Annotated in this window: 19 protein-coding genes; 9 read left to right on the forward strand and 10 right to left on the reverse strand. The window is 35.5% G+C overall.

The window, feature by feature from the left end; genetic code table 11:
- The first annotated feature begins 283 nt into the window (after nucleotides 1-283).
- Nucleotides 284-1,816: a bifunctional ADP-dependent NAD(P)H-hydrate dehydratase/NAD(P)H-hydrate epimerase gene (locus BUE24_RS02420; protein WP_073313419.1), complete on the forward strand. Its 1,533-nt coding sequence runs from the start codon at nucleotides 284-286 to the stop codon at nucleotides 1,814-1,816.
- A gap of 210 nt (nucleotides 1,817-2,026) precedes the next feature.
- Nucleotides 2,027-2,197: a hypothetical protein gene (locus BUE24_RS23805; protein ID WP_170864531.1), complete on the forward strand. Its 171-nt coding sequence runs from the start codon at nucleotides 2,027-2,029 to the stop codon at nucleotides 2,195-2,197.
- A 49-nt stretch (nucleotides 2,198-2,246) separates the two neighbouring features.
- On the opposite strand, the gene BUE24_RS02425 is transcribed toward BUE24_RS23805, so the two are convergent.
- Genes BUE24_RS02425 through xerD form a run of 3 tightly spaced genes read right to left on the reverse strand, consistent with a single transcriptional unit; the run spans nucleotide 2,247 to nucleotide 5,040 of the window.
- Complete coding sequence (locus BUE24_RS02425) at nucleotides 2,247-3,194, reverse strand: leucine-rich repeat domain-containing protein (RefSeq protein WP_073313422.1); 948 nt, start codon at nucleotides 3,192-3,194, stop codon at nucleotides 2,247-2,249.
- Nucleotides 3,187-4,140: a hypothetical protein gene (locus tag BUE24_RS02430; RefSeq protein ID WP_073313424.1), complete on the reverse strand. Its 954-nt coding sequence runs from the start codon at nucleotides 4,138-4,140 to the stop codon at nucleotides 3,187-3,189. The genes BUE24_RS02425 and BUE24_RS02430 overlap by 8 nt, the downstream gene beginning before the upstream one ends.
- A gap of 3 nt (nucleotides 4,141-4,143) precedes the next feature.
- Entirely contained in the window at nucleotides 4,144-5,040 is an 897-nt protein-coding gene (gene xerD, locus BUE24_RS02435; protein ID WP_073313427.1) for a site-specific tyrosine recombinase XerD, read from the reverse strand.
- A gap of 165 nt (nucleotides 5,041-5,205) precedes the next feature.
- On the opposite strand from xerD, the gene BUE24_RS02440 reads away from it, so the two are divergent.
- The 6 genes from BUE24_RS02440 to BUE24_RS02460 all read left to right on the forward strand — a co-directional run bounded on the left by BUE24_RS02440 (nucleotide 5,206) and on the right by BUE24_RS02460 (nucleotide 8,474).
- Entirely contained in the window at nucleotides 5,206-5,796 is a 591-nt protein-coding gene (locus BUE24_RS02440) for a porin family protein (RefSeq protein ID WP_073313429.1), read from the forward strand.
- A gap of 237 nt (nucleotides 5,797-6,033) precedes the next feature.
- Nucleotides 6,034-6,354 (forward strand): porin family protein, encoded by a 321-nt coding sequence (locus BUE24_RS24440; protein ID WP_425290156.1) that lies wholly within the window; start codon nucleotides 6,034-6,036, stop codon nucleotides 6,352-6,354.
- Nucleotides 6,281-6,574: a hypothetical protein gene (locus BUE24_RS23665; protein WP_139241896.1), complete on the forward strand. Its 294-nt coding sequence runs from the start codon at nucleotides 6,281-6,283 to the stop codon at nucleotides 6,572-6,574. The genes BUE24_RS24440 and BUE24_RS23665 overlap by 74 nt, the downstream gene beginning before the upstream one ends.
- Nucleotides 6,575-6,695: 121 nt before the next feature.
- Complete coding sequence (locus BUE24_RS02450) at nucleotides 6,696-7,325, forward strand: porin family protein (protein WP_073313432.1); 630 nt, start codon at nucleotides 6,696-6,698, stop codon at nucleotides 7,323-7,325.
- On the forward strand, nucleotides 7,322-7,738 hold the full coding sequence (gene aroQ, locus BUE24_RS02455) for a type II 3-dehydroquinate dehydratase (protein ID WP_073313435.1): 417 nt from the start codon (nucleotides 7,322-7,324) through the stop codon (nucleotides 7,736-7,738). Before BUE24_RS02450 ends, aroQ begins: the two co-directional genes overlap by 4 nt.
- A 4-nt stretch (nucleotides 7,739-7,742) precedes the next feature.
- The gene (locus BUE24_RS02460; RefSeq protein ID WP_073313437.1) at nucleotides 7,743-8,474 is read left to right on the forward strand and encodes a Dph6-related ATP pyrophosphatase; all 732 of its coding nucleotides are present in this window, start codon (nucleotides 7,743-7,745) and stop codon (nucleotides 8,472-8,474) included.
- Between the two features lie 69 nt (nucleotides 8,475-8,543).
- Here BUE24_RS02460 and lpdA read toward each other — a convergent pair whose 3' ends face one another.
- The 5 genes from lpdA to BUE24_RS02485 form a co-directional block, all read right to left on the reverse strand.
- Nucleotides 8,544-9,935 carry a dihydrolipoyl dehydrogenase gene (gene lpdA / locus BUE24_RS02465; protein ID WP_073313440.1) on the reverse strand — a complete coding sequence of 464 codons (1,392 nt, stop codon included), beginning with the start codon at nucleotides 9,933-9,935 and terminating at the stop codon, nucleotides 8,544-8,546.
- 185 nt (nucleotides 9,936-10,120) lie between these two features.
- Nucleotides 10,121-10,618 (reverse strand): hypothetical protein, encoded by a 498-nt coding sequence (locus BUE24_RS02470; RefSeq protein ID WP_073313443.1) that lies wholly within the window; start codon nucleotides 10,616-10,618, stop codon nucleotides 10,121-10,123.
- A gap of 27 nt (nucleotides 10,619-10,645) precedes the next feature.
- Entirely contained in the window at nucleotides 10,646-11,041 is a 396-nt protein-coding gene (gene msrB, locus BUE24_RS02475) for a peptide-methionine (R)-S-oxide reductase MsrB (RefSeq protein ID WP_073313445.1), read from the reverse strand.
- Nucleotides 11,041-11,529, reverse strand: coding sequence for a peptide-methionine (R)-S-oxide reductase MsrB (msrB, locus tag BUE24_RS02480; RefSeq protein WP_073313448.1), 489 nt, complete (start codon nucleotides 11,527-11,529; stop codon nucleotides 11,041-11,043). Before msrB (BUE24_RS02480) ends, msrB (BUE24_RS02475) begins: the two co-directional genes overlap by 1 nt.
- Nucleotides 11,530-11,600: 71 nt before the next feature.
- Nucleotides 11,601-12,461, reverse strand: a complete 861-nt coding sequence (locus BUE24_RS02485; RefSeq protein ID WP_073313450.1) for an alpha/beta fold hydrolase — start codon at nucleotides 12,459-12,461, stop codon at nucleotides 11,601-11,603.
- Nucleotides 12,462-12,636: 175 nt separating this feature from the next.
- Here BUE24_RS02485 and BUE24_RS02490 point away from each other — a divergent pair, with 175 nt between their 5' ends.
- Nucleotides 12,637-14,157, forward strand: a complete 1,521-nt coding sequence (locus tag BUE24_RS02490) for a DEAD/DEAH box helicase (protein ID WP_073313452.1) — start codon at nucleotides 12,637-12,639, stop codon at nucleotides 14,155-14,157.
- Here the strand turns inward: BUE24_RS02490 and BUE24_RS02495 are convergent.
- Nucleotides 14,154-15,194, reverse strand: a complete 1,041-nt coding sequence (locus BUE24_RS02495) for an NADP-dependent oxidoreductase (protein WP_073313455.1) — start codon at nucleotides 15,192-15,194, stop codon at nucleotides 14,154-14,156. The two genes, BUE24_RS02490 and BUE24_RS02495, sit on opposite strands and share 4 nt — an antisense overlap.
- Before the next feature lie 12 nt (nucleotides 15,195-15,206).
- Nucleotides 15,207-15,902: an aspartate/glutamate racemase family protein gene (locus BUE24_RS02500; RefSeq protein WP_073313458.1), complete on the reverse strand. Its 696-nt coding sequence runs from the start codon at nucleotides 15,900-15,902 to the stop codon at nucleotides 15,207-15,209.
- Nucleotides 15,903-15,905: the final 3 nt, after the last annotated feature.

Here is a 15,905-nt window from a genome sequence, read left to right on the forward strand (position 1 = left end):
ACGTACTCTTTCTGTGGTGATATATAATGTATTAACCCCTAGGGGTAATAATAGTACCCGTGATAGAAGTTCTCCCAGAAAGGGTAATCATTTCTAACCTAATCCATGAAGCCGAGATGTAAACGGTACTTAACATTAGTTTGCTTTATATTATAAGTTCAAATGTATAATTTTTTACTTTTAGAGAAAATTAAATTAGAACTATCCTTAAACTTTTGTTAATTCAATAATATAGGTATAGTTTCGTTGTAGAATTCTCAAAAAAAATAAGCAAAGTAAGCTCATGAAAATATTTTCGGCATCACAAATGCGTATGGCAGACGAAGTTACCATAAAATCAGAGAAAATAAGCTCTTTAGAATTAATGGAACGGGCCGCAAGTCAAATTTTTAATCTTTTGCATCATCGATTACAGGGGGCGCAAATACCTATCCATGTGTTTTGTGGTATAGGGAATAATGGAGGAGATGGATTGGTAATTTCAAGATTATTAGTAGAACATGGTTATAATGTAAAAACTTATATCGTTAACTTCAGTGAGAATCGATCTAAAGATTTTCTGGTAAATTATGATAGATTAAAGGAAATAGCAAAAGAATGGCCTTTCCAGATTAAATCTGAGGAAGATTTTCCTACTGTTCAATACCAGGACATGGTGATAGACTCCATTTTTGGGATTGGATTAAATAGACCATTGGTGCCTTGGGTGACCCAACTTATTAAGCATATCAATAATGCCCGGTGTTTTACACTCTCTGTTGATATTCCTTCTGGTCTGTATGATTACAAAAAACCTGATGATGCTGAAGGAGTAATTTTTGCAGATGTAACGGTTACTTTTCAATTACCTAAGTTGGTTTTTTTCTTACCGCAAACCGGAGGGTATACCAAAGAGGTGGAAGTAATTGATATTGGGTTAGATCGCAATTTTTTACATCAAACACCTGGTATCGCAGAATTGATTAACAAAAATGAGGTAGTCCCTTTATATCGTTCCCGTCATAAATATAGTCATAAAGGTACTTTTGGACATTGTGTATTGATTGGGGGAAGTTACGGTAAGATAGGAAGTATGGTATTGGCCACCAAAGCAGCTTTAAAAATGGGAGCTGGTTTGGCTACTGCTTATGTTCCCGAATGTGGATATGAAGTATTACAAACTACTGTACCAGAAGCCATGGTAATTACCGATAGCGATGATGAGTTGGAAGAGATCAATTTGGATTTTGAACCATCCGCAGTTGGTATAGGAATGGGATTGGGAACCGATGAGAAAACGATTAAAGCGTTTGAAGAGTTTTTGAAAGAAAATAAGGCTCCTATGGTTATTGATGCTGATGCCATCAATTGTATGGCTAAGAAACCTGAGCTTTTAGAACATCTTCCTTTGCAAACTATTATTACACCGCACCCAAAAGAATTGGAACGACTTATAGGGAAGTGGGAGGACGATTTTGATAAAATAAGAAAAGCACAAGAGTTTTCTGCTAAATATCGCTGTGTCCTTGTGGTTAAAGGAGCTAATTCTCTAATTATTTACGAAGATCAGATATATATTAATAATTCTGGGAATCCTGGCATGGCTACGGCTGGTAGTGGGGATGTATTGACAGGAATGCTTACTGGACTTTTGTCACAGGGATACGATCCAATTCGTGCAGCAGTATTGGGAACGTATTTGCATGGTAGTGCTGGAGACCTGATCGCTCAAAAGAATGGTTTTGAAGCATTAATCGCTGGAGATATCGTGAATAACATTGGTCAGGCATATCTTGAGTTATTTAGACAACCGCAACAGCAAGAACAAAAGTCATAACACAAACAGAGCATACTCTTTTCATGATGAACTGCTATATCTTGTAGGAATATTTAAAAAAATCTTAAAATTGGAAAAATAACGTAACGTTTTGAGTTTTGAGAACATTCTATTAGGAACACTATGCTTAAAAAGCCAATAGTATGTTCAAGAGACAAAGACCTTGATTGTCTTTAAATGTTCAAGGAACTCTAATTAAAACCTTACGATATGAAAAACAAGAAAGCATTAGGTCTAGACCTAAAGAAAATTGTAATTTCTGAATTACAAGCTAAACAAGTAAAAGGAGGAGGTGCCAAAAATGGGCAATATACAAGAATCTCTGATTGTAAAAGATGTGGGCAAGCGCCTAGTCAGAGACCTACATGCCAGCACGAGTAATATTGCGTTGATAAAAGATGATAACCACTCTAGAGAAATTTAGGGTGGTTTATTTTTGTTCAAAGGATAGCAGAAAAAAGCCTTTGAATAACTCTTGGGCTTTTTCTTTTTCCACCCCAGAGATTGGATTATTATCTAATAGTAATCCCGCTAAGGGATATTTTTCAGTGCTATAAACCTCAGGAATCATGGTTATTTGATTGTTATTCATATGTACCATAAACAATCCAGGGATTTCGGTAAAAACCGGAGGCAACTCTTCGAACTTATTGTATCCTCCGTGAATCACCCATACCTTTCTCATGTCTTTCATCGTTGTAGGTAACTGCGATAATTCATTATGATCTATATACAGGAAACGTACTTGATCAAGTTTTCCTATGGTTTCTGGGAGTTCTTTTATTTCATTATGATCTAACCATAGCGAATATAGTTTTGGAAGTTTTGCTAAGAATTCAAAATTTTGAGTTCCTTCTAAATGATTGTAGGAAAGGTTGAGATCTTTAATCGATTTTAGCTCCACTATATTTTCTGGTAGCGTTTTGATATTATTTCGTTTCAGATTGAGAAAATCTAAAGGAAGTGTAGATAATACATTAAAGGACTGCTTCCAATCAAGATTTGGATTGTTTACCAACGATAGTTGAGATAGTTTAGTAAGCTTTTCTAAGGATTTGGGTAATCTATCGATATCCATACTATCCATAATTAGAATGCTTAGTTCTTTATTCTCAGTGATTGTTTTGAATACTTCCTCAAGATCCAGATTCGGATTATTACTGATGTTCAGCATTCTTAGGTTTGATAATCCTTGGACCTCTTTGGGAAATACATTTAAGTTTTGACCACTTAAATCAAGTCTATAGATCTTTTCTGGTTTACTATTTTCTGTAATGGAATAGTGCGTTTTCTTATAGAAACTTTTGTAGGTATTACAACCACTTAGTACGGATAATAGACCGAGAATTAAAAGATATGTATGCCTAACCTTAATCATTCGTTACATTTTTGTATAAAGCGTTTCCTGAAACTTCTATATAAATTTTGTCTTTGGTATCCACTGTCCAAGGGAAACGAGGATTCAAACCTATACCATCGTGTAAGGTATTTTGAATAAAAGCACCTGCCTTTTGACTGTTGATTCCTAGTTTGGAGTGTACACTATAATATTTATCCTGATACGTTCCATATGCGTATAAATTTCCATAAAATAAATCTTTGAAAGGAGGTAAGGTATACCAAACATTTTTGCGGCCATCATCAGAGTTTATAGGATTTCTTGGCGATCTGCTATAATCGGGACGAGCCGTGAATATATCTACACCCAAACCGACCTGATAAATGGTATTTGGATCTTCAATCTTGGTAAATCCAACGTTTAAACTACCAGTTACTCCATAATCTGTTCCAGCACCATTAAACCATCCGATTTTAAAATCATTCATAAATGCAAAATGAATATTATGATTAGCATTACTAAAGCGCATTAGTAGTGCACCTCGCTTTAACCCGTAGGATTTTAATTCTTTGGGTAAATAATCTTTACTGAAACCAAAACCTAATCCGTTAAAGCCTCCTTTTCCTGTGGGATTGAAGATGATCGCAGTATTTGTGTTAGAAACTGCTGATCCTAATAAATTGGTGTTTTTACCAATACCTCCCAAACCAAAAAACTCATAAGAATAGGCCAATCCAGAAGTTTTTTTGGTGTGTCTTTTTATGAATTGATAGGTTGTAAGAGAGACACCGCTTTCTACAGAAAGATCACCATAATTGATAGTTCCAAATGCAAATACGCCAAGCTTTAACCATTGATTCTGGTTTCCGAGTGTAATCTCTGCCTGTAGTAGGACTCCGCCATCAATATTTAGATTTTGAGCGTATAGCGATTTATTTAAGAGAATAAAAAAGAGTACTATAAATCTTAAATAAATCACTTTCATAAATTATCTTCTGGGATGGAAATTATTCATTACTTCACTTAAATGACTACGATCAACATGCATGTATATTTCTGTAGTCGTAATACTTTCGTGACCTAACATTAATTGTATGGCTCTTAAATCTGCTCCATTTTCTAATAAATGGGTGGCAAAAGAATGCCTAAAGGTGTGAGGGCTCACTTTTTTATGAATACCAGCTTTTTCTACCAAACGTTTAATAATTGTAAAAATCATGGCTCTGGTTAGTTGTTTTCCTCTTCGATTTAGGAATAATGTATCTTCATGGCCTTTCTGAATATTGATATGATTGCGTATTTCCTTGTGATAAATATTGATGAATTTTTGAGTGGTCTCACCAATGGGTACAAATCGTTGTTTATCTCCTTTTCCTATTACACTTATATACCCTTCGTTAAAAAAGAGGTGAGATAACTTTAACTCGATGAGTTCGGTAACCCGAAGTCCACAACCATATAAAGTTTCTATTATGGCTCTATTGCGTTCTCCTTCAGGTTTGCTTAAATCAATTTGTGAAACGATCAAATCGATCTCCTCCACAGATAGGGTGTCGGGTAGTTTTCTTCCTGTTTTAGGAGACTCAATCAACTCCATTGGATTGGATTCCCGATAATCTTCAAACACTAAATAATTGAAAAAACTTTTTAACCCAGAGATGATTCTTGCTTGGGATCTTGCATTCACCAATTTTGCGGTCTCAAAAACAAACTGTTGTAAGATTTCTTTGTCTATAGATAGTGGAGAGGTTTCTATTTTTGAATTTTCAAGAAAGGATAATAAACGTCTGATATCCAGTGAATAATTGATTATTGAGTTTTCCGAAAGTCCTCTTTCTATTCTAAGATAGTGTTGATAATCCTTTAAGGCGTGTTCCCATTTCATTAGCATAAAAATAATAAAGAAAAGCATCTTTATGCAAACTGTAAGCGATTAAAATGTGAGTTGTTTTCTTCTTCAAATTTGTAGTGAATGATCAGAAGAAAAATAAAAGTGGCAAGGTCTTTGTTTTATCAGGTTCTGTAAATTTTAAATAAACAAACATTAATTATGAAAAAAATTTTAGCATTTATCGCGATTGCATTTATCGGGGTTAGTATGAACGCACAAGAAGAGTCAATTCGTTTTGGAGCCAAAGCGGGTGTAAACTTCAATAATGTAAAAGGAGATAATGAAGGAACAGATAATCGTACCGGTTTCCATATCGGTGGACTTGTAGAAATTCCGATCTCTGAAAAATTCGCGTTTCAACCAGAATTACTGTATTCTTCTCAGGGAACTCAGGTAGATGAGGATGGTTTTGAATCTAAAACTAAATTAGATTACTTAAACATTCCTTTAATGGCTAAATTTTATGCAGCAAAAGGATTTAGTATCCAGGCAGGTCCTCAGATTGGGGTCTTATTATCTGCAAATTCTGAAGGTACTGATCTAGGACAACCATTTGATGACGATATCAAAGATCAATTGAGGTCTGTAGACTTTGGTCTTAATTTTGGTGCAGGATATCAATTGGATATGGGACTGTTTTTTGAAGGTCGTTACAACTTGGGATTATCCAATATTTTTGAAGAAGATGTAATCGGAGATGATAGTGTCCAAAATTCGGTATTCCAAGTTTCTGTGGGGTATAAATTGTAATCCTTAGAAAAAGATTAGTATAAAGGGCGTTATGTGGATCATAACGCCTTTTTCTTTGATAGCTGTAACATATGTTCCTTGAAGATCGTTTTGAGAAACATATCTCCTCGATAATGAAACAATGATGCTATTTGCAGTGTCATTTTGAAAATAGATTTGCTTTCTAAACTAAATCAACAAATAATAATGAAAAAAGTTTTTTTAGCAATCTGGTTATTGGGTGTTTCATGTCATCTTATGGCTCAAGTAGAAAAAATTCGTTTTGGTGGTAAAGCAGGGGTTAATTTGTCAGAGATTCGAGGCTCTACTGATTATAGAACAAGTTTTCACGTAGGTGTATTGACCGAAATTCCAGTACTAAATAAGATATCAGTCCAACCAGAATTGGTATATTCTTCTCAAGGAGGAGAAACTGTAACCTCTGATTTCGAAGCAATCTTTAAGCTTGATTATCTTAATATTCCGGTCATGCTTCAACTTTGTCTTGGCAAAAGTTTTAATTTTCAAGTGGGGCCGCGTAGGGTTTTTACTGTCTGCCAGAAGAGAAGCGATAGATAGCTTTGGAGGTGTTACAGAAACATTTGATGAGGATATTAAATCATTCTTATCAGACGTTGATTTTGGATTAAGTTTTGGATTAGCGTATCAATGGGAAATAGGTGTCTTTATAGATACAAGATACAATCTTGGTGTTACCGATATTTCAAAAGTAGAATTTAATAATTCTGGTATCAAAAACGGAACCTTTCAGTTTTCTCTGGGATATATGTTCTTATAATAAGTAAAAAATAAAGATTAAAAAGCTTCTTAGACACAGTAACAAGAAGCTTTTTTCTTTTATAGATGTACTTATGTTTAAAAATAAAACTACATTTGAGTACGTTTTATAGAATAAAAAAATGAAGAAAACATTCTTTTTGCCCCTAATTGTACTGTTTGCTACTTTTTCATCCTATGCACAGGATGAGGAACCTTTGTATACCAGAGCAGGTTTTAAAGCCGGACTTAACTATGCCAATATCGGTGGAGATGTGGAGGATACCGATGCTAGAATTCGAATGCACCTTGGAGCCGTAGTAGAGTTTCCGATTACACAACAAATTTATATACAAGCAGAAATACTATACTCTGCACAAGGATATACCATTGAAGAAAATGGTGAAGAAAATAAGATCAGCCTAAATTACCTAACCCTTCCTTTAATTTCAAAGTTTTATTTCGGAAATCATTTTAGTTTAGAAACAGGTCCTCGTTTTGCTACTTTGGCTAATGCTACAGAATCTGATGATGATACTCCAGAAGAGTTTTTTGATTCTTTTAATAATTTTGATTTTGGTTGGATTGCAGGTGTAGGGTACAAGTTCGAAAGCGGATTGTTTATTCAAGCTCATTATAATCTAGGACTTAGCGATGTGATTGATACCAATGTGCTGGATGTATCCACCAATACTTCTTTAGTCCAGTTATCCGTAGGCTATTTATTTAAGACCAAAAACAACAGAAGACAAGAACCAGCAGTACAAGAATGAAATTGTTAATAATCAACGGACCAAATTTAAATTTACTGGGCAAAAGAGAGCCTGGTATTTACGGAGATCAGACTTTTGAAGGCTTCTTTAAACAATTGCAAGAACAGTTCCCTTCTGTTGACTTGTCGTATTACCAATCCAATATTGAAGGAGAATTGATCGATAAAATTCAAGAGGCAGACGATGTTGTAGATGGTGTAATTCTTAATGCCGGTGCATATACACATACTTCTATTGGCATTGGAGATGCGATTAAGGCCATTGCTACTCCTGTAGTAGAAGTACATATATCCAATACTTTTGGAAGAGAAGCGTTTAGACATCAATCTTATATTTCGCCAAATGCAAAAGGGGTTATTTTGGGCTTTGGGCTACAGAGTTATGAATTAGCCATACAAAGTTTTTTAAAATAGCATAATGCATAAGACCTATTTTAATTGGAGCAGCGGGAAAGATTCTTCCCTCGCACTATACCATGTGCTTCAAAATAAAGAATTTGACATCTCGCAATTGATCACCACGGTAAATAGAGATTATAACCGAGTTTCTATGCATGGTTTGCGTGTAGAATTATTGGATCGACAAACGGAAAGCATAGGGATTCCTTTACATAAAATTGAATTTCCTGCACGAGTGTCTATGCAAATTTACACCGACACCATGAGAAGAGAGGTAGAACAGCTGAAAAAGCAAGGATATTCTCATTGTGTTTTTGGAGATATTTTCTTGGAAGACCTCAGGAAATATCGTGAAGAACAATTAAATGAAGTAGGAATACAGGCTTCTTTTCCATTATGGAAACAAGATACCAAAAAACTACTTCGAGAATTCATTGATCTGGGCTTTAAGGCCATAACCGTTTGTGTAAATGCAAAATATCTGGATGAACATTTTTGTGGTAGAGTATTGGATCACAGTTTTATTGAAGAGTTACCTGCAGAAGTAGATCCTTGTGGAGAGAATGGAGAGTTTCATACTTTTGTGTATGATGGTCCTATATTTAAATCACCAATAGATTTTGAAATAGGAGAGAAGGTACTGCGTGGCTACGAACCCGCATCCGATCAAGATGACGATGACTGTTTTAAAGATGATGCAGATAAGAATTGGGATACCTCTTTTTGGTATTGTGATTTGATTCCTAAATAATAGTTTTAAAAAATAAAAAACCTCAAAGTGTTTACTTTGAGGTTTTTTTTATGATAATTTGAAAATTTATTACAAATGAATCACCTCGTCGTAAGCATCAGCAACTGCTTCCATTACTGCTTCACTCATGGTTGGGTGTGGGTGAATCGCTTTTAGCACTTCGTGTCCTGTAGTTTCTAATTTTCTACCTAAAACTGCTTCAGCGATCATATCGGTTACTCCAGCACCAATCATATGACATCCTAACCATTCTCCATATTTGGCGTCGAAAATTACTTTTACAAATCCATCCTTAGTACCGGCAGCACTTGCTTTTCCAGATGCAGAAAATGGGAATTTTCCGATCTTCAATTCATAACCAGCTTCTTTAGCTTGCTTTTCTGTCATTCCAACACTTGCGATTTCAGGAGTAGCATAGGTACAACCAGGAACGTTTCCGTAATCGATAGGTTCTACGTGCATTCCAGAAATTTTCTCAACACAGGTAATAGCTTCTGCGGTAGCAACGTGTGCTAGGGCAGGACCAGGAACCACATCTCCAATAGCATATACGCCAGGGATATTAGTTTGGTACCAGTCATTTACTACAATCTTATCTCTATCGGTAGCAATACCCAATTCTTCTAAACCTATGTTTTCGATATTACTTTTAATTCCTACAGCTGATAATACGATATCTGCTTCCAGAACTTCTTCTCCTTTTTTAGTCTTTACAGTAGCCTTTACACCATCTCCACTGGTATCTACACTTTCTACAGAAGAATTGGTCATTACCTTGATTCCAGATTTTTTAAAACTTCTTTCGAACTGCTTTGAAACTTCTTCGTCTTCAAGAGGGACAAGATTAGGTAAGAACTCTACAATAGTTACTTCGGTTCCCATGGCGTTGTAAAAATGTGCAAACTCAACACCAATAGCTCCAGATCCAACTACAATCATTTTCTTTGGTTGTTCTGGCAAAGACATGGCATCTCTATAACCAATCACCTTTTTACCATCTTGTGGCAGATTAGGTAGTTCTCTTGATCTTGCACCAGTAGCAATAATTAGGTGTTTTCCTTGGTAATCTGTTGCTTTACCATCTGCATCTGTAACCGTGATGGTGTTGCTTGATTTTAGTTTACCAAAACCTTCAATTACATCAATTTTGTTCTTCTTCATTAAGAATTGAACTCCTTTGCTCATTCCTTCAGCAACTCCTCGGCTGCGTTTTACAACCGCTCCAAAATCCTTGTCAAAATTCTCTACAGTAAGCCCATAATCTGATGCATGTTTTAAGTAATCAAAAACCTGTGCACTTTTTAATAATGCTTTGGTAGGAATACATCCCCAATTTAGGCATACACCACCTAAACTTTCTTTTTCTATAATTGCGGTTTTAAACCCAAGTTGTGAAGCTCTAATCGCGGCAGGATAACCTCCAGGACCACTACCTAAAACAATGATATCATATGTGCTCATAAATGTCGATTTTTTTGAAGTCACGAATTTAAGGATAATTCGGCGATTCTAAAAAGGAATTAGATTTTCCTTAAAACAAGGTTTTCATGTATTTAAGCATAAAAAAAACACTATCCCAAGGATAGTGTTAATTTTTTGTGCGATTTATCGTGTGTTCTGTGATATATTAGTTTTATATCAAATCTTTAGAACTCTAGTTTTAAAGCTGTTTTTACCGCTTCCAGGTTGTTTAAATCTACAGGAGGATTCTCTGCAAATGCAGAAGGTACAACTACAATTCTAAATACCTGATTGTCGGTAATATCTGCTGCTAATGCTCCCAGATCGTCACTTTCTAAAAATATTTCTATACTAGCGATACTTTGCTCTGCATCGAATATGAAATTAAATTGAAACTGAGCAAAACCACTAGGTGAGAAGAAGAATGTTCTTGGTAGTGGCTCCCACACATCTAATTGTGCAGTAGATCTTGTAGGATCTAATATATATACAAGTGCCACATCAGCGTCGAATACATCTACATTGTCGGGTACAACTGCCTCTACGGTGAAGTTATTAGCAGGATTAAAACTTCTGGTAATTTCAAAAGTACTTCCAATAGTATCAAAATCTGTATCATCATCACTGGTACAAGAAGTAATTAATAAGGTAGAGAAACAAAGTAATGCAATAATCTTTTTCATAAATTCTAAGTGTTTATTTGTTGTAAATTATTTTTTGTCAAAATCGATACTAACCGAATTCACACAGTACCGTTGTCCGGTTGCCGTAGGTCCATCATCAAAGACATGACCCAGATGGCTTCCGCAATTTGTACATACTATTTCGGTTCTTATCATCCCATGCGAAGTATCTCTTATATATTCGATACTTCCCTCTATCGACTCATCAAAACTTGGCCATCCGCACCCAGAGTCGAATTTAGTGTTGCTATGAAATAGGGGAGCATTACAAGCCATACAGGTGTACGTTCCTTTTTCGAAATGCATGTTGTACTTACCGGTAAATGGTCTTTCCGTTCCTTTTTGACGCAATACAACATATTCATCTTCAGAAAGTCGTTCTTTCCACTCTTGCTCGGTTTTCTCTACAGGGTATTTTTTCATTATTTGGTTTTTTCTGGTACAAATATTAGTGCATCTCCATTGATACAATGTCTCCATCCAGTGGTTTCTCGTGGTCCATCATTAAAAGCATGTCCCAAATGACCACCGCAGGTTCCACATTTTAATTCTACCCTTGCATATCCTATTTTATAGTCAACGTCTTTTTCAATATTTCCTTTTACTGCTCTGTCAAAACTTGGCCAACCTGTTCCGCTGTCAAATTTATACTTGCTTTCATACAAAGGTGTATCACAAGCGGCGCAGTGAAAGGTCCCATCGTCATATACTTTGTTCAATATACTAGAATAGGGTCGCTCTGTTCCTGCTTGTCTCAAAATATAGTACTGTTCTGGTGTTAAAATCTCTTTCCACTCCTCATTAGTTTTAGAAACAGCATATACTTTCTTTTCCTTTTTGACATTTTTTTGAGCGTTACCTGCACAACCTACTACTAAAGCTACAAAACATAATACAAATAATCGTTTCATATTTTTTAATTAAAATTAAATAAAGTTTTAGTAATAGTCGTACAAATTCGTTTTCAATAACGTATCAACAATTATTCCAAAATAAATTTTACAATTTGGGAAATGACTTTTTGGTCTCCAAGAATTTTGCGATGCCCCAATTGTTCGGTTAATAATAGCTCTCCATTTTCTAAGGCGTCAGTAATCTCATGAGCCGAGCTATAATGTACATCCACATCGTTTTTATCATGAACCACAAGCGTTGGGATTTTGATTCCTTTTGCTGATACAGCTCCAGAATAATTATTAAGATCCTCTCCGTATCGATGATCAAAATAAGATTTAAGCAATGTCGCTACTTTTTCAGTTAACTGCAGATTTTTAGCAAAGTTTTTGGTGATTGCAGTTATACTATTGGCGGTACCTATAATAACTAGTTTTTGAATGTTGAGTCCATGTTTTGTACTTCGCAATAAAGACATACCTCCCAGAGAGTGACCAACTGCAGCTTCAAAAGGACCATATTGTTCTTCGAGGTAATGTATGGCTTCAATAAAATGAGGTAAAAGGGTTCTTTTTCCTGGAGATTTTCCATGAGCGGGGGCATCAAAACTCACCGTGCTATATCCCTTAGCTAATAATTGATCTGCAATTTTTGATAATTGTGTTCCACTACCGGACCATCCGTGTACCAAAAGTATTTTTTTTGGAGTGTCTCCATAATGATACACCATAATGTCTCGATTGATGGAGCTTACTCGAACCAACTCTTTTTTGCTTTGCTCATACATGCTTTTTTCCCGTTCCGGCATTTCGTAACCGAACGGAGTGAGAAAAATGCGAGCGGCAAATCGAGAAGCGAGAAAAGGAGAAATCCAATTCAGTATTTTGCCAGTATATAGAATGGGTTTTGGTATAAGTAACGCCTGAACAGGAATTAGATCTTTTTCCACGTGCTATTTAGATATTGTTTGGGCACTAAAATTAAAACAAGAGATACTTCTAAATGAAAGAATTATCAATAATTAACATTTCATAACGACAATAGTGAAGAAATATATTTTAAGATTTGTTTCGTATAACCTGATAAAGTGCTTAATTTTGTAGCTTATTTTTAACCAAAGCTGCATGGGATTTTCCCCCACCGAAACAAAAAATACAGGAAAAAAGGTCTTATACGATTATCAAAAAAGAGATATCGATAAAATCTTTGGTCGTTTAGAAGAATTTCCTGAAAAATATAATCTTTTGTACCAACTTCCGACAGGAGGAGGGAAGACCGTTATTTTTTCTGAAATCGTAAGACGATATATTGAAAGTACCAAGAAAAAGGTAGTGGTACTCACGCATCGTATAGAGCTATGTGGTCAGACCTCTAAGATGCTAAGCGAGTTTAGGGTAAAAAATAAGATCATTAATAGTTCTGTAAAGCAGTTATATGATCAGGATGAGTATATGTGTTTTGTGGCCATGGTCGAAACACTGAATAATCGTCTGAACGATGATCAATTAGAACTGAATGATATCGGAATGGTGATCATTGATGAGGCGCATTATAATTCTTTCAGAAAACTGTTTAGATTCTTCAAAAATTGCTTTATTCTTGGGGTAACGGCGACGCCTTTAAGCTCCAACATGAAGCTCCCGATGAAGGACAATTACAATGAACTTATCGTTGGGGATACCATTAATTCTTTGATTGGAAATGGGTTTTTGGCTAAGCCAGTTACGTATACCTATGACGTAGGTTTGGGATCCTTAAAAATAGGAATGAACGGAGATTACACCGTAAAATCTTCTGAGGAACTGTATACCAATATGCTGATGCAGGATAAACTGCTTAGAGCATACGAGGAGCGCTGTAAAGGTAAAAAGACCTTGGTTTTTAATAACGGGATCAACACTTCGATTTATGTGTATGATACGTTTAAAAGAGCAGGTTACCCCGTACGTCATCTGGATAATACGCATAGCAAGCAAGAACGAGAAGATATCTTGAAATGGTTTAAAGAAACTGATGACGCTATTCTAACATCGGTAAGTATTTTAACTACTGGTTTTGATGAACCTACCGTAGAAACGGTTATCCTAAATAGAGCTACAAAATCACTCACGTTATATTTTCAAATGATTGGTAGAGGATCTAGAATACTGCCCACAAAACCAGAGTTTTCGATCATTGATTTAGGAAATAATACAGCAAGGTTTGGATTGTGGAACTCTGATGTAGACTGGCAATCTATCTTTAGGTCTCCAGATTTTTATTACGATAATCTGATTGGAGATGAAGAAATTGAAAGAAATTTCAAGTATGTCATGCCGGATGATATCCGAAAAGAATTTGCAAACTCCACGGATTTTGACTTCGATATAGAAGAAGAATATTCAAAAACAAAAAAATACAATCTACGAAGCTTGACGGTTTTGGAAAAATCTATTGAACAACATGCTCGTATGTGTGTAGAGAATAGCGAAGATGTTTTTGATGCGAGAATCCTCAGTAAACTGCTGGCTTCGGATATCGAATATAGAGTTCGTAGATATTCTTATTGTATAAGTAAAAGTACAAAGAACTACAGGGATTGGTTAGAAGAAGACTATAAACGGAAACTAAGATCCAAGATCAATCAATTGTTTATGGATAACTAGATTGTGGACTTGACCATTAGTTTTCCTTTATTTTTTCCATGAAATAACATATTCAAAGCAATGGGTAGGTTTTCAAAACCATCTATTATGGTTTCTTGATACTTTAAACTTCCGTTTTTAGTCCAAGGTGTCATTTCTGAAAGCATTTCATCCATCCTGTCATTATAATCTCGAGCTAAAACCCCTTGAATAGTCGCACGTTTGTATAATATGTGATGTAAAAATCGTGGCCCCATTTCTGGAGTATCTAATCCTCCGGAATACTGAGATATTTGTCCACAAACAATAATTCTTGCTTTGTGGTTAATTAATTCAAAGATCGCATCTGTAATGAAACCACCTACATTATCATAATAGATATCAATGCCTTCTGGACATGCCTCTTTAATCGATTCTTTAATTTTCTGATGAGATGGGTATTTTTTGTAATTGATCACTTGATCCACACCGAGTACGTTTTTTAAATACGCTAATTTTTCATCTGATCCAGCAATACCAATCACTTTGCATCCTTTGATTTTTGCAATTTGAACAACAATTTGTCCCACAGCTCCCGAAGCACCAGATACTGCTACCGTTTCTCCTTCCTTAGGTATTCCGGCTTCGATCAATCCAAAGTATGCAATGCGCGCTGGCATTCCTAATATTCCAAGAGCAGTGGTTACAGGAACTTCGTTGGGGTTCAGTTTTCTTAATTCACTTGTTTTAGTAACAGCATATTCTTGCCAACCCGTATAGGATAATACCCAATCTCCAGTTTTTATATTGGATTTGGGATCATTACATACAAGGACTTGACCTACTACAGCGCCACCTTGAACAGTATACAAAGGGTGTGGTGCCTCCCAGGTATTATGCTGAGATTGCTGAATTCTCATATATGGATCTACACTCCAATATTTTGATTGCAACAAAGCTTCTCCTTCTTTAATCGTTGAAGTATCTATAGTTGATTCTTTTAATGTATAGTGCTCATTAGTAACTATAGATTGCGGACGCTTGGTATAGATCCATTGATGGTTTTTTAGTAAGGCCATAGGTGTTTGTATCTAGTTGTTTAGTGCCAATTCTACAGCACGCTCCGCATGAATTTTTGTGGTATCAAATACAAATATGTCGACATCATCTGGTTTGATCAATAAAGGAAGCTCTGTACATCCTAGAATTACACCTTGCGCACCTTGCTTTTCTAAGGTCTTGATGATTTTTTTTAAGGTTTCTCTGGATTCATCAACAAGGTTACCTACTACTAATTCTTTGTATATGATGTTATGAACAATTTCTCTATCAGTTTCGTTAGGAATGATTACGTCCAAACCAAAATCCTGTTGCAAAGTATTTTTATAAAAATCTTTTTCCATAGTGAATTTAGTCCCAAGCAGCGCTATTTTTTGCAATCCTGAAGCTTTTATTTTCTCACCAGTTGCTGTAGCGATATGCAAAAAAGGAATGGAAACATTGCTGATAATCTCAGGACTGGTTAAATGCATGGTGTTGGTGCAAAGTACAATAAAGTCAGCTCCGGCATTTTCTAATTGTTTTGCAGCGTCTACCATTAATTCATTAAGAGTTTCCCAATCTCCTTGACGTTGCAATTTTTCGATCTCTGCAAAATCAACAGTTAGTAATATACTCCTGGAAGAGTGTAAACCGCCAAGCATATTTTTTGTGTATGTATTCATGATTTGGTAGTACATAGCTGATGACTCCCAGCTCATTCCTCCAATTAAGCCTATTGTTTTCATATG

It is taken from the genome of Aquimarina spongiae, assembly GCF_900141785.1.
Lineage (GTDB): Bacteria > Bacteroidota > Bacteroidia > Flavobacteriales > Flavobacteriaceae > Aquimarina > Aquimarina spongiae.

Excerpts from the sequence above, each read along its gene's own strand:
- BUE24_RS02425 (WP_073313422.1), bottom strand. The coding sequence starts at position 3,194 with ATGATTAAGGTTAGGCATACATATCTTTTAATTCTCGGTCTATTATCC.
- BUE24_RS02470 (WP_073313443.1), bottom strand. The coding sequence starts at position 10,618 with ATGAAAAAGATTATTGCATTACTTTGTTTCTCTACCTTATTAATTACT.
- BUE24_RS02460 (WP_073313437.1), top strand. The coding sequence starts at position 7,743 with ATGCATAAGACCTATTTTAATTGGAGCAGCGGGAAAGATTCTTCCCTC.
- BUE24_RS23805 (WP_170864531.1), top strand. The coding sequence starts at position 2,027 with ATGAAAAACAAGAAAGCATTAGGTCTAGACCTAAAGAAAATTGTAATT.
- BUE24_RS24440 (WP_425290156.1), top strand. The coding sequence starts at position 6,034 with ATGGCTCAAGTAGAAAAAATTCGTTTTGGTGGTAAAGCAGGGGTTAAT.
- BUE24_RS02490 (WP_073313452.1), top strand. The coding sequence starts at position 12,637 with ATGGGATTTTCCCCCACCGAAACAAAAAATACAGGAAAAAAGGTCTTA.
- aroQ (WP_073313435.1), top strand. The coding sequence starts at position 7,322 with ATGAAATTGTTAATAATCAACGGACCAAATTTAAATTTACTGGGCAAA.
- BUE24_RS02430 (WP_073313424.1), bottom strand. The coding sequence starts at position 4,140 with ATGAAAGTGATTTATTTAAGATTTATAGTACTCTTTTTTATTCTCTTA.
- BUE24_RS02420 (WP_073313419.1), top strand. The coding sequence starts at position 284 with ATGAAAATATTTTCGGCATCACAAATGCGTATGGCAGACGAAGTTACC.
- BUE24_RS02450 (WP_073313432.1), top strand. The coding sequence starts at position 6,696 with ATGAAGAAAACATTCTTTTTGCCCCTAATTGTACTGTTTGCTACTTTT.
- BUE24_RS02500 (WP_073313458.1), bottom strand. The coding sequence starts at position 15,902 with ATGAAAACAATAGGCTTAATTGGAGGAATGAGCTGGGAGTCATCAGCT.
- xerD (WP_073313427.1), bottom strand. The coding sequence starts at position 5,040 with ATGAAATGGGAACACGCCTTAAAGGATTATCAACACTATCTTAGAATA.
- BUE24_RS02495 (WP_073313455.1), bottom strand. The coding sequence starts at position 15,194 with ATGGCCTTACTAAAAAACCATCAATGGATCTATACCAAGCGTCCGCAA.
- msrB (WP_073313448.1), bottom strand. The coding sequence starts at position 11,529 with ATGAAACGATTATTTGTATTATGTTTTGTAGCTTTAGTAGTAGGTTGT.
- BUE24_RS02440 (WP_073313429.1), top strand. The coding sequence starts at position 5,206 with ATGAAAAAAATTTTAGCATTTATCGCGATTGCATTTATCGGGGTTAGT.
- lpdA (WP_073313440.1), bottom strand. The coding sequence starts at position 9,935 with ATGAGCACATATGATATCATTGTTTTAGGTAGTGGTCCTGGAGGTTAT.
- msrB (WP_073313445.1), bottom strand. The coding sequence starts at position 11,041 with ATGAAAAAATACCCTGTAGAGAAAACCGAGCAAGAGTGGAAAGAACGA.